Annotated in this window: 10 protein-coding genes; all 10 read left to right on the forward strand. The window is 59.2% G+C overall.

Going from position 1 to position 12449, the window contains the following annotated elements:
• The first annotated feature begins 216 nt into the window (after positions 1-216).
• The 10 genes from E0E20_RS02585 (at position 217) to E0E20_RS02630 (ending at position 12427) form a co-directional block, all read left to right on the forward strand.
• Positions 217-2637 (forward strand): RelA/SpoT family protein, encoded by a 2421-nt coding sequence (locus E0E20_RS02585; RefSeq protein WP_130836936.1) that lies wholly within the window; start codon positions 217-219, stop codon positions 2635-2637.
• Between the two features lie 38 nt (positions 2638-2675).
• Positions 2676-3302: an MBL fold metallo-hydrolase gene (locus E0E20_RS02590; RefSeq protein WP_242622626.1), complete on the forward strand. Its 627-nt coding sequence runs from the start codon at positions 2676-2678 to the stop codon at positions 3300-3302.
• A gap of 41 nt (positions 3303-3343) precedes the next feature.
• Positions 3344-4924, forward strand: coding sequence for a coproporphyrinogen dehydrogenase HemZ (hemZ, locus tag E0E20_RS02595; protein ID WP_130836536.1), 1581 nt, complete (start codon positions 3344-3346; stop codon positions 4922-4924).
• A 199-nt stretch (positions 4925-5123) separates the two neighbouring features.
• The gene (gene topA / locus E0E20_RS02600; protein ID WP_130836537.1) at positions 5124-7244 is read left to right on the forward strand and encodes a type I DNA topoisomerase; all 2121 of its coding nucleotides are present in this window, start codon (positions 5124-5126) and stop codon (positions 7242-7244) included.
• Positions 7241-8029: a GTP-sensing pleiotropic transcriptional regulator CodY gene (gene codY / locus E0E20_RS02605; RefSeq protein WP_130836538.1), complete on the forward strand. Its 789-nt coding sequence runs from the start codon at positions 7241-7243 to the stop codon at positions 8027-8029. Before topA ends, codY begins: the two co-directional genes overlap by 4 nt.
• Positions 8030-8051: 22 nt before the next feature.
• Positions 8052-8924 (forward strand): hypothetical protein, encoded by an 873-nt coding sequence (locus tag E0E20_RS02610; protein WP_130836539.1) that lies wholly within the window; start codon positions 8052-8054, stop codon positions 8922-8924.
• Entirely contained in the window at positions 8921-9748 is an 828-nt protein-coding gene (locus E0E20_RS02615) for a prepilin peptidase (RefSeq protein ID WP_207302821.1), read from the forward strand. Before E0E20_RS02610 ends, E0E20_RS02615 begins: the two co-directional genes overlap by 4 nt.
• Positions 9749-9778: 30 nt before the next feature.
• Positions 9779-11080: a pilus assembly protein PilM gene (gene pilM, locus E0E20_RS02620; protein WP_130836540.1), complete on the forward strand. Its 1302-nt coding sequence runs from the start codon at positions 9779-9781 to the stop codon at positions 11078-11080.
• A 16-nt stretch (positions 11081-11096) separates the two neighbouring features.
• Positions 11097-11726, forward strand: coding sequence for a hypothetical protein (locus E0E20_RS02625; protein ID WP_130836541.1), 630 nt, complete (start codon positions 11097-11099; stop codon positions 11724-11726).
• Positions 11727-11740: 14 nt separating this feature from the next.
• Positions 11741-12427, forward strand: a complete 687-nt coding sequence (locus E0E20_RS02630; protein WP_130836542.1) for a hypothetical protein — start codon at positions 11741-11743, stop codon at positions 12425-12427.
• Positions 12428-12449 lie beyond the last annotated feature (22 nt).

Below are 12449 nucleotides of genomic sequence, written 5' to 3' on the forward strand. Positions count from 1 at the left end.
TTTATCGCTTATGCACGGCGACCGCCGTGTGTCCCGGCCGTGTGCAGCGGGCGCGGAGCGGCGCGTGCAAGTTGACGTTTTTTTGAAACAACCGTATGATAAGAATTAAATTTTCTGCGTGAAATCGATTACGGCAGTGCGAGGACAGTCATATTTATGACAGAGCGGAAAGCAGTCGGGAATTTGGAAACCCATATGTCGTCGGAGGCGGCGGTGATGGCGCAGGCCACACCGGCGCTGTTTGCCGCGGCAAAACGCCGGGGAGCGAACGAGAGAAATGAGCTCGACCGCCGCATCCGCACGGCGTCGGGGCGTGCGGGAATCGGCTTTGACGACGGCCGCATCGAGAGCATCGCGGAATTTGTGGGCCCGGAGATCCTGTACCGGGATCTCATTGAGCGCGTCCGCAGGTACCATCCCTCCGACGATATTTCGCTGATCGAGAAAGCCTATCATGTGGCGGACAAGGCCCACGAGGGGCAGCTCCGAAAGTCCGGAGAGCCTTATATCATTCATCCCCTTTATGTCGCGATCATTCTGGCCGATCTGGAAATGGACAAGGAGACGATCGCGGCGGGGCTTCTTCACGATGTGGTGGAGGATACGCTGTTCACGCGGGAGGAGATTGAGGAGGGCTTCGGCCCCGACGTCGCGCTCCTTGTCGACGGCGTCACCAAGCTGTCCAAGCTCGAATTTGCCAAGAACTACAACAGCGCGGCGGACGGCCCCGATACCAAGGAAAAGACGGCGGAGCAGCTCGAATATCAGGCGCTCAATCTGCGCAAGATGTTCCTTGCCATGGCGAAGGACATCCGCGTCATTCTGATTAAGCTGGCCGATCGTCTTCACAATATGCGCACGCTGGTGCATCAGCCCCCGGAGAAGCAGCAGCGCATTGCGCAGGAGACGCTGGATATCTATTCGCCGATTGCGCAGCGCCTCGGCATCAGCCGCATCAAAGTGGAGCTCGACGACCTCTCTCTGAAATATCTCAAGCCGGACGTCTACTACGATCTTGTCGAGAAAGTGCATGAGCGCAAGCAGGAACGGGAGCGCTATGTGCAGGAGATTGCGCAGGAGGTCGAGGACAAGATGCGGGAGTCGAACATCGACGCCCGTGTGGACGGCCGCGTCAAGCACTTTTTCAGCATCTACAAGAAAATGGTCAATCAGGGCAAGACCCTCGATCAGATTTACGACCTGTTTGCCGTCCGCATCATTGTGAGCACGGTCAAGGACTGCTACGCGGCGCTCGGCGTGATTCATGAGATGTATACGCCGATGCCCGGCCGCTTCAAGGACTATATCGCGATGCCGAAGCCGAATAATTACCGCTCGCTTCACACCACGCTGATCGGCTCGACGGGACAGCCCTTTGAAATTCAGATCCGCACCTATGAGATGCACCGTGAGGCCGAATACGGTATCGCGGCGCACTGGAAATATAAGGAGGCCAGCAACGGCGCCCCGGTGGATTCCTCCGAGGAGGAAAAGCTCACATGGCTCCGGCAGATCCTTGAGTGGCAGCAGGACATGCCGGACAACAAGACGTTCATGGACGGCCTCAAGTCCAACCTCGATCTGTTTTCGGACGATGTGTACTGCTTTACGCCGAACGGAGAGGTCAAAACGCTCCGTGCGGGTTCCACGCCCATTGACTTCGCCTATGCCGTGCATTCCGCGGTGGGAAACCGGATGATCGGAGCGCGGGTCAACGGCAAGCTCGTCAACATCGACTATCAGATTCAGAACGGGGACCGTATTGAGATTCTGACCTCGCAGAATTCCCGCGGCCCGAGCCGGGACTGGCTCACGGTGGCGAAGAGCCCTCAGACCCGCAATAAAATCAATCAGTGGTTCAAGCAGGAGTTCAAGGAGGAAAATGTTGACCGGGGCAGGGAGCTGATCGCGGCCTACGGAAAGGCCAAGGGGCTGAACCTCCCGGAGCTTCTTGTCCCTGAATATATCGGTGTGATCCAGCGCAAGTACGGCTTCCGAAACTGGGAGGCGGTGCTGGCGGCCATCGGGCACGGCGGCCTCAAGGAGGGGCAGATCGTCAATAAGCTGCAGGAGCTTTACGACGCGGACCACCCCAAGGTGCTGACCAACGAGGAGATTCTGCGTCAGGTGGAGGAAAGCGCGGCGGCGAATGCGGCCCGCATGGTGCCGCGCGGTGCGAATCCCATCGTGGTCAAGGGCATTCATGATGTCGACGTTCATTTCTCGAAGTGCTGCAATCCGGTGCCGGGGGACGAGATTGTCGGCTTTGTCACGCGCGGGCGGGGAATTTCCATTCACCGCACCGACTGCATCAACATCATTCATATGCCGGAGATCGACCGCGGCCGTTTCATTGAGGCGGAGTGGGAATCCGGTGCGGACACCACGAGCGATAAGCCGTTCGAGGCGAAGCTGGCGGTCTATGCCGACGACCGGAGCGGGCTTCTGAATGACGTTTCCCGCGTATTTACGGAAATGGGGATTAATATCACCTCCCTGTCGACGCGGACGAGCAAGAGCGGGCGGGCGACCATGGAAGTGACGTTCCGTGTCCGCGGCAAGGGCGATCTGACCGTCATCGCGGACAAGCTCCGGCAGGTGCGGAGCGTTGTGGATGTCGAGCGCGGTAAGGGCTGATCACCGCAGAAATGCAGAAGATGAAATGGAGAATGCGTATGATCCGCATTGGCTGCTATGAGGTCGGAATGCTGCCGACGAATACCTATTTTCTGTACCGGGAGGGCGGGACGGACTGCGTCGTCGTGGATCCGGCGGATCACGGCGGGGAAATTTATGCTTCGCTCTGCGGCGAGGGTCTTTCCGTGCGCGCCATTCTCCTGACGCACGGGCATTTTGATCATATCTGGGGCGTGGAGGAGCTGCGGAAGCTCTCCGGGGCGCCGGTCTGCGCGTGGGAAAAGGAAAGACGCCTCCTGTCGGATCCGCAGCTCAACGAATCGGCGTCCTGCGGGCGTCCGTGCACCGTGGCGCCGGACCGCTGGTTCCGGGACGGCGAGAGTTTTACCTTTGCGGGCATCGGCTTTACTCTTCTGGGGACGCCGGGACATACCGAGGGGAGCTGCTGCTATTATGTCAGCGAGGAGGGACTGCTTCTCAGCGGGGACACTCTCTTTCAGCTCTCGGTCGGACGCACGGATCTCCCCACCGGTTCCATGAGCGAGCTGGTCCGGTCGATCCGTAGCAGGCTCTACGGGCTTCCGGAGAAAACCCGTGTTTTCCCGGGACACGGGCCGGAGACCGATATCGGGACGGAGATGAAGTTTAACAGCTATCTGGCGTGACGGCGGATTCGGACAGGGCGGCGGAGGAACATGGTGATAGTGTGAAAATTGCGACGGTGAACAAGGATCTGTACCGCTATGAGATACATGCGCTGATCAAGGCCTTTTATCCGGAGGAGGATGTAAAGGTCTTTGTCTTTGCGGACAGTCCGGAGGGAGAGCTGCCGGGGTCGGCGGACAGCCTGTCGGCAGAGCTCAGGAATTATATCAAAGAGCACGGCGGGGATCCGAAACGGGATGCCGCGCTGTTTCTTTGCGTACATTACGGGGAGAACGGATTGACCGTCCGCGCGGCAGGGCGGTGCTTTGCACCCCTCCCGGAGGAGCTTCCGGAGAGCTTTTCCGGGAGCTTTGACAGGAAGAGCCCGGCGCTCGGAACGGCGCTGAAGCACATGCTGTACCGGCTTCTGTCGGAGCTTACCGGGGCCGTGCTCCCGTGGGGAGAGCTGATCGGAATACGGCCGACCAAGCTCGCGATGGAGGCGCTTTCTGACGGGGCATCCCGGGAGGAGGCGGCCTTTCGCATGATGCGGGAGCACCGCGTCAGCCGGGAAAAGGCGGAGCTCGCCGCGGATATTGCGGTGAGGGAGAGGGAGATTCTCTCCCGCATTCGCTGCGAGGACGGGTACAGCCTCTATATCGGGATCCCGTTCTGCCCGACGACCTGCCTCTACTGCTCTTTTACCAGCTTTCCGCTGGCGGCGTGGAGCGGCGCGGTGGACGACTATTTGGATGCGCTGGAGAGGGAGATCCGCGAGACGTCCCGCATCATGCGTGGGCGGCAGCTCCCGGACACTGTCTACATCGGGGGCGGAACGCCGACCACGCTGGAGCCGGCGCAGATGGACCGGCTTCTCCGGGTGATCCGCGAATGCTTTCCTCTGGAGGGCCTCTTGGAATTTACCTGTGAGGCGGGGCGGCCTGACAGCATCACGCGGGACAAGCTCCGGGTTCTGAAAAATCACGGGGTGAGCCGCATCAGCGTGAATCCGCAGACGATGAACGACCGGACACTCCGCCTGATCGGGCGGCAGCATGACGCGGAGCAGACGGTGCGTGCCTTTTACGAGGCGCGGGAGGCCGGCTTTGACAACATCAATATGGACATTATTCTGGGGCTTCCCGAGGAGACGGAGGGGGACGTCCGCCATACGGTCCGGGAGATCGGGCGGCTCGCTCCGGATGATCTGACGGTGCACTCTCTGGCGCTCAAGCGGAGCTCCAGAATGCAGGAGTGGATCGAGAGAAACGGCTTCCGCGCCATCCGCAACACCGACGAAACCATGCGCATTGCGGCGGAGGGTGCGGCCCGCATGGGCCTCGTTCCCTACTACCTCTACCGCCAGAAGAACATGTCCGGGAATTTTGAGAACGTGGGCTACGCGAAGCCGGGAAACGGGAGAGAACCGGCGCGCTACGGCATCTACAATATCCTCATTATGGAAGAACGGCAGACCATCCTTGCTCTGGGAGCCGGAGCGATCACGAAGCGGGTATTTGCGGACGGACGCATCGAGCGCTGCGAAAATGCCAAGGACGTCACGACCTATATGGAAAACATTGGGGAAATGATCAAAAGAAAGAGGCGGCTTTTCGAGGAGGAATGGATCCGGCCGGAATAAACCGGCTGAAATTGCACAGAAATTTTGTTAAAAATTCAGAAATTACGTAAAACCGCGTTGGAATACTCTTGCCAACGCGGTTTTTTTGTAGTATTGTTCACAAGCGTTGGGGTGCCGCTGTACCGGCGCGCTTTCATTATCGTAAAAAGAAAGATTTCAGAAAAATTTCAGGAAAAGAAATTCAGGAGCAGTATCATTCATGGCAAAAAATCTGATCATAGTGGAGTCTCCGGCCAAGTCCAAGACAATCAAGAAATTTCTCGGCGCAGGCTATGAGGTCGTAGCCAGTCAGGGGCATGTGCGCGATCTTCCGAAGAGCCAGATGGGCATTGACGTTGCGCATGACTACGAGCCGAAATATATTACCATCCGGGGCAAGGGAGAGCTTCTGGCGGCGCTTCGCAGGGAAGTGAAGAAAGCGGATAAGATTTATCTTGCGACGGACCCTGACCGGGAGGGGGAGGCGATCAGCTGGCACCTGCTCTCGGCGCTGGGACTGGACGGGAAAAGCGCGGGGAAAAAGGTCTCTCGCATCACATTCAACGAAATCACCAAAAATGCGGTCCGGGAGGCGATACGGCATCCCCGGGATATCGACATGAATCTTGTGGACGCGCAGCAGGCGCGCCGCGTCATGGACCGTATGGTGGGATATCGGATCAGCCCCCTCCTCTGGGCCAAGGTGAAGCGGGGACTTTCGGCAGGCCGCGTACAGTCGGTGGCGCTTCGCATGATCGGTGACCGCGAGGAGGAGATCGGGAGCTTTATTCCGCAGGAGTACTGGAGCCTTGACGCGGTATTCGGGGTAAAGGGCGAGAAAAAGTCGATCACGGCGCATTACTACGGCGCGGCGGACGCGGGAACCGGGCACAGACAGGATATCCCGGACAGAGCGGCGGCCGAGGCCATTCAGAGCGAGCTTGCGGGAGCCTCGTTCCGCGTGTCGGAGATCCGAAAGAGCGAGCGGACGACGAAAGCGCCCCTGCCGTTCACGACCTCGACGCTGCAGCAGGAGGCCAGCAAGACCCTGAATTTCTCGACGCAGAAGACCATGCGCATCGCGCAGCAGCTCTATGAGGGCGTCGACATCAAGGGACAGGGGACCGTGGGTCTTATCACCTATCTCCGTACCGACAGCGTGAGAATTTCGGAGGAGGCAGGGACCGCGGCGGCGGACTACATCGGCTCCGTCTACGGAAAAGAATATATGGAGGCCTTGCAGGCGGTGAAAAAGAACGGCCCGGTGCGCTCGCAGGACGCCCATGAGGCCATCCGCCCCACGGATATTCTTCGGACGCCCGATTCTGTCCGGGCGGACCTTGGCCGGGATCAGCTCCGTCTGTACCAGCTTATCTGGAAGCGTTTTACGGCCTCCCGCATGAGCGCGGCAAAGTACGAGACCACACAGGTACGCATCGAGGGCAAAGGAAAGAAGCGCAGCCACATCTTCACGCTGTCCGCCTCCCGCGTCGTTTTCGACGGCTTCATGCGGGTCTATACCAACGACGAGGAGAAAGGGCTGAACGCCGGGACGGCGAAAGGGATCGATGAAAATTCCGTCCTTACCCTGCAGGAATTTCTTCCCGAACAGCACTTCACCCAGCCGCAGCCGCATTATACCGAGGCGTCTCTGGTGCGGGCGCTGGAGGAGCAGGGGATCGGACGCCCGTCGACCTATGCGCCGACAATCACGACGATTCTGGGCCGCCGCTACGTGGTAAAGGAGGATAAGAACCTCTACATGACCGAGCTGGGCGAGATCGTGAACAACATGATGAAAGAGGCGTTCCCGCAGATCGTCGATCCGCGCTTCACGGCAAATCTGGAAAGTCTTCTGGACGGCGTGGCGGACGGAGAGGTGAAGTGGAAGACCATCATCGAGAACTTCTATCCTGATTTGGACGAGGCGGTGAACAAGGCGGAGCAGGAGCTGGATCAGGTGCGGATCGCCGATGAGGAATCGGATGAAATCTGCGAAAAATGCGGCCGCCGCATGGTGATCAAGTACGGACCTCACGGGAAATTTCTCGCCTGTCCCGGTTTCCCGGAGTGCCGGAACACCAGACCGTATTTCGAGAAGATCGGCGTTGCCTGTCCGCAGTGCGGCAGGGATATCGTCATCAAGAAGACGCGGAAAGGCCGGAAATATTACGGATGCCTCGGGAACCCGGAGTGTGATTTCATGGTATGGCAGAAGCCCTCGAAGAAGCGCTGTCCGGTCTGCGGAGGTCTTATGCTGGAGAAAGGGCAGAAGCTCGTGTGCAGCAATGAGGAATGCGGGCACATGGAGGAACGGCAGCAGGAGGAGAACGGAAGATGAACAATGTGATTTTACTTGACAGGACCCGGAAGATCGGCAAGCTGCTTCACAACAACAGCACCGGCAAGGTGGTGTTCAGCGATATCTGCATGGTGCTCGCGGAGATTCTGAAATCCAATATCTATATTATTTCGAGAAAGGGCAAGGTGCTCGGCATCGGCCACGGCGGGGACGTGCCGGTTCTCGGAGAGCTGATCGAGGAGAATATCGGCGATTTCATCGACAGCGCGCTCAACGAGCGGCTGCTCGCCGTCCTTTCCACCAAGGAGAACGTCAGCCTCATGACCCTCGGCTTTGAGAGAGAAGAAAACGCGGAGCGGCATGCGACCATTTCTCCCATCGAGATCGCGGGCGAGAGACTCGGCACGGTGTTCATGTACCGGAGCGGCGCGGAGTATGACATCGACGACATCATCCTCTGCGAGTACGGGACAACGGTCGTGAGCCTCGAGATGCTGCGGGCTGTCACGGAGGAAAATGAGGAGGAGAACCGCAGGATCGCCGTGGTGAAGTCGGCCATCGGGACCCTCAGCTATTCCGAGATGGAGGCGATCGTCTGTATTTTTGACGAGCTCTCGGGCAAGGAGGGCATCCTCGTCGCCAGCAAGATCGCGGACAAGGAGGGAATCACGCGCTCGGTGATCGTGAACGCGCTGCGCAAATTCGAGTCGGCGGGCGTTCTGGAATCCCGCTCCTCGGGAATGAAAGGAACCTATATCAAGGTGCTGAACGACGCGGTCTATTCGGAAATCGACAGCATCCGGAAGCAGATCCGGGCGCACTGACGCGCCATGACGGTACGGCGGAATGGGATCTGGGGACAGACGCAAAAACGGATTTCAAAATAGAGTTCAGACCGGCTTTCTGCAAAGACTTACAGAGAACCTTTGGCGCGCGGCACGGGCGGAGTCCGGGGTAGCGGCGCTGATTCTCGTGCTGGCGCTGGCGGTGCTCGCCGCGTTCATCCTCATCGCGGCGCTTCCTGCGTGGAAGAGGCATCTTGAGGATGTCCGCATGACCTACGACGTGCAGAGCGTCGTCACGGCAAAGGACGTGGCGAAGATCACGTATCTGCAGGACGGGGAGAGCGGACTTGTGACCTATTATTACGATGAGCTGACGCACTGCTGCCTGTCTCGGGAGAAGATCGGCACGATTGTGCCCTACGGCCGCTCGTTTGCGGAGCAGAACCGGAACGGGGAAACCGGCGCGGCCGGGATCCCGAATCTGGGCGAAGAGGGAGGCGCGCAGCTTCTTGCCGTTATTGTCGGGGAGGAGAGCGTCCGCGCCCGCTGGACGGGAAAGACGTGGACATATTACGACTATACGCTGATGAGCCGGGAGGAGCGTGCGGCGCTCCGCGGCTCGGAGCTTGCGGAGATGGACCGCGATTCCGCAAGACGCGCCGCCCGTGCTGCCCGCGCGCGCTATGAGGAGGACAATGCCGAGGCGCTGCGCCGGGGCGAGGAGCCCGGGCCAGTGGTCTATCGCTATGATATCTTTTCGGATACGGCGATACCGGAGGAACAGTCGAGCGAGGAACAGGCAGGCGGAGAGCAGCCGGGAGAGGCGCTTCTTTCGCCGGTGCCGGTTCCCTACGGCGTCTTGTTCTCCGGCGTGGTGGAGGTGCGGATTCAGGGAACGCAGATCGAGACGGTCTGGAGGGAGGAGCTGCCATGACGGGAACACTGTTTCCGCCGGAGTTTCTTTTTGCGGACCGTTTTTTCTGCGCGTATGTGGTGGCACTGGCGTTTATTCTGGGCTCCGTGCTTGGGAGCTTTCTCAATTGTATGGCGTGGCGCGCGGTGCACGGCGGGAGCGTCCGGAAAGGGCGAAGCCGCTGCACGCACTGCGGGCATATTTTATCTGCCGCGGAGCTTGTGCCGGTGTTTAGCTATCTGCTTCTTCGCGGCCGCTGCCGCCACTGCGGGGAAAGGGTATCCCCCCGCTACATGCTGACGGAGCTGTCGCTGGGGCTGTTTTTCGCGGCGGCCGTCCTCCGCTTCGGCGTGAGCGCGGAGGCTCTGCGCGCCGCGGGCCTTGCGTGCATTCTGCTGTCGCTGTCTCTCATCGATCTTGATTCTTACCGGATACCGAACCACTTTATTGCGGCGGCGCTGCTCTGGTGGACGGTGTTTCTTTTTTTTGCTCCTGCGGGACGCGGACTTTCTTTCTGGCACCGTGCCGGAGCGGCGCTCTTTGAGGGAGTCGCGGGAGGCGCGGCTGTCGGGGGAGGCATGCTTCTTATTTCGCTGCTCTTTGATCGGCTTACCGGCAAGGAGAGTCTTGGAGGCGGCGACATCAAGCTTTTTTTTGCTGCGGGACTGTATCTTGGCCCGGCGGCGGGGCTTCTCTGCGTCATTCTCTCCTGCGTGTTCGGGCTTGTCTTTGCCCTGCTTCGCAGACAGCAGAGAATTCCTTTCGGCCCGGCTATTTCCTCCGCGCTTCTTCTCTGCCTGTTGTTTGGCCGGCAAGTTGTCATATGGTATATGAATTTGTTATGATTTCGGTAATACATTGCTGTGAGGGCATTCATGACAAATACAGGGATGATTGGGATCGATATCGGTAACTATCGGATGAAGCTCGTGTCTGTCGAGCGGGGTGCGCTCCGGCAGGCAGTCTGCGTGGAGCTTCCCGATGGCATGGTAAGAGACGGGCGCATCGTGGCATATTCGGCCATGACGGATTTTCTGAAAGAGACGCTGCGTGAAAAGCGGCTTCGCTTCCGGCGCGCGGCGGTGGCGCTTCCCCCGGAGACGTACTATATCCGGCGGGTGAGGCTGCCGCGGATGACGGTTCGGCAGCTTGAGGTTAATCTTCCGTATGAATTTCACGACTACATCAGCGGTGATCCGGGCCGCTATGTTTATGATTACGCCGTTCTTTCCATGGACGAGGGCAATATGGATCTGATCGCCTGCGCCGCGCCGAAAGATCTTGTGAACAATTACCGCGTGATGCTGCGCCGCGCGGGGATCCGGCTGGTGAAGCTGGTTCCTGATGTTCTGGCGATCGGCACGATACTGTACCATCCGGAGCGCATGACGGATCCCGCAAAGACAAAGGCGGAGCTCCGGGCGGAGCGCAAAGCCCGCAGGAAAGAGGAGAAGCTTGCACAGTCGGAGCAGAGCCGGATCAAGAGAGAACAGAAAGAAGAGGAGAAGAGAAAGCGGAAAGCCGCTGAGCGGGAGGCGAGAAAGCTCGCGCGGAGCGGCTTCACCGTCACGGAAGAGGATTCCAGAGAGACCGACGCCATACCCGTCACGGGAGCGCTTTCGGCCTCATTCGGCGTGGCGCCAGCGGAAAAAGAGACCACGCAGGGAGCCGGAGCCGCGGGAGCAGATCGGAATCCTCAGCCTGCGCCGGAACGCTCCGGTCAGGATTACGCGGTGCTCGACATCGGCTACCGGAACACACAGCTTCACTTTTTCAGCGACGGAACCTATGAGATCACCCGCACCATGGACGAGGGCGAGCGGTATTTTGCGGAGCTTCTCGCCGCGGACGAGGGGATGGATATTCATATCGCGCTGCTCAAGATCGAGAGCAATCAGGACGACGTTCTCGCCCGGCAGGAAATCGCGGACCGCATCGACGCATTTGCCACGGCGATCATGCGCGTCATGAACTTTTACAGCTACAACAATCCCCGCAACAGCATCGACCGGATCTATTACTTCGGCAGCGGTGCGAGGCTGACCCCGATTCTTTCGGCGGTGAGTCAGGCCTGTGAACTCCCGCTCGTTCCGCTTACAGAGAGGATTCCGGGAACGGACGGAGACGGCGGGGAGCTGCTGTTCGGGCCGCAGGCCTACGGCGCGGTTCTGGGGTAGGGCAAAGGAGGGTGTTTTGTCAGTTTTACAGCGGGAAATCGGCGCGGGAGGAAAACTCCCGAGGAAAACGTCGGTCAATCTTTATATTGTGGAAAGCCATCTGAAAGAGAATATGCTTGCACTGGCGCTGTTTGCGGTCTTTGTGGGCGTTCTCGCCCTGTTTGTCCGTTTCTTTGTGACGGCGCCGTATGCCGAGCTGAGCCGCAGAGAGCGGCATTACCGGGACACACAGGCCATACTCAGCGGGATCCGGGAGCAGAACGAAAATTATGAAGAGGTTCGCGCGCAGTACAGCCGCTACGGAAACGGCTATCTGAATGAGGAAGAGAGCGCGGAGCAGGACCGGATGGTGATACTCGGGATCGTGGAGGAGCAGCTCCTCACGGCTGGCGCGCTGCAGACCATTTCTGTCAGCGGCAATACGGTGGCGCTCACGATCAACAACAGCCGGCTCGGAAACGTAGCGGAGATCGTCTCGGCGCTGGAGGAGAACGAGGCGGTGGAGTACGCGACGGTCATGAATTCTTCGACGGAGGAGGATCCCTATCGGAGACCCGGTGCGGAGGAGGAAAAGCCGGCGGCGGAGAAAAACGTGATTTCCACCATGACGATTACGTTCCGGGACGCGGTTCCGGAGCTGAACTAAGGAGGCGGGACATCATGCTGAGCCGGGAATTTACAAAGAAAGAGATCGCGCTGCTGCTGTTTCTTGTCGCGCTTCTGATGGGGCTTCTGTATTACCAGTTCGTCTATACGGACATCCGGACCCGGGAGCTGTCTCTTGATACCGCCTCTCTGGAGGATGAGATCATGCTGGAGGAGGCAAAGGCGGCGCGGATCGAGGCGATGCAGGCGGAGATTCTCACAAATCAGGGCGGACAGGCTACGGGCGTTGTGGAAACTTACAACAATCTCAAGCGCGAGATCGCCATGCTGAACGATATCTTTTCGGAGGCCGAGACGTTTCAGCTTGCTTTTGACCAGGCGGTTGCAGACGGAGACGCGGTGCGCCGGGGAATACGCTGCAGCTTTACGGCGCGGGACTATACGTCGGCGAAAAAGATGATCGAGGCGCTCCATGACAGCAAATACCGCTGCCTCATCCGTGAGCTGACCATCACATCGCGCAATGATCTGGTCTATAAGGACGGGGCGAGGGGTGTGCTGGACCTTGACGAGGGACCGGTTGCCGTCGATCTCAAGGTGACATTCTTCGAGACGCTGTACGGAGCCTCGACCACAGACGGACTGCTGTTCGAGAAAAAGAAGGGCGCGGCGCCGCAGGAGAGTCTCACCGATCAGCTTGCGGCCTCACGGGAGGCCACAGAGAGTATCGGCCTGCAATAGGCATAGGAAAAGGAGTCCTCTG

This window comes from Lachnoclostridium sp. Marseille-P6806, assembly GCF_900625025.1.
Lineage (GTDB): Bacteria > Bacillota > Clostridia > Lachnospirales > Lachnospiraceae > CAG-791.

Bases quoted from the DNA above. Each gene is read 5' to 3' on its own strand.
- E0E20_RS02590 (WP_242622626.1), top strand. From the start codon at position 2,676: ATGATCCGCATTGGCTGCTATGAGGTCGGAATGCTGCCGACGAATACC.
- pilM (WP_130836540.1), top strand. From the start codon at position 9,779: ATGACAAATACAGGGATGATTGGGATCGATATCGGTAACTATCGGATG.
- E0E20_RS02615 (WP_207302821.1), top strand. From the start codon at position 8,921: ATGACGGGAACACTGTTTCCGCCGGAGTTTCTTTTTGCGGACCGTTTT.
- topA (WP_130836537.1), top strand. From the start codon at position 5,124: ATGGCAAAAAATCTGATCATAGTGGAGTCTCCGGCCAAGTCCAAGACA.
- E0E20_RS02630 (WP_130836542.1), top strand. From the start codon at position 11,741: ATGCTGAGCCGGGAATTTACAAAGAAAGAGATCGCGCTGCTGCTGTTT.
- codY (WP_130836538.1), top strand. From the start codon at position 7,241: ATGAACAATGTGATTTTACTTGACAGGACCCGGAAGATCGGCAAGCTG.
- E0E20_RS02585 (WP_130836936.1), top strand. From the start codon at position 217: ATGGCGCAGGCCACACCGGCGCTGTTTGCCGCGGCAAAACGCCGGGGA.
- E0E20_RS02610 (WP_130836539.1), top strand. From the start codon at position 8,052: ATGGGATCTGGGGACAGACGCAAAAACGGATTTCAAAATAGAGTTCAG.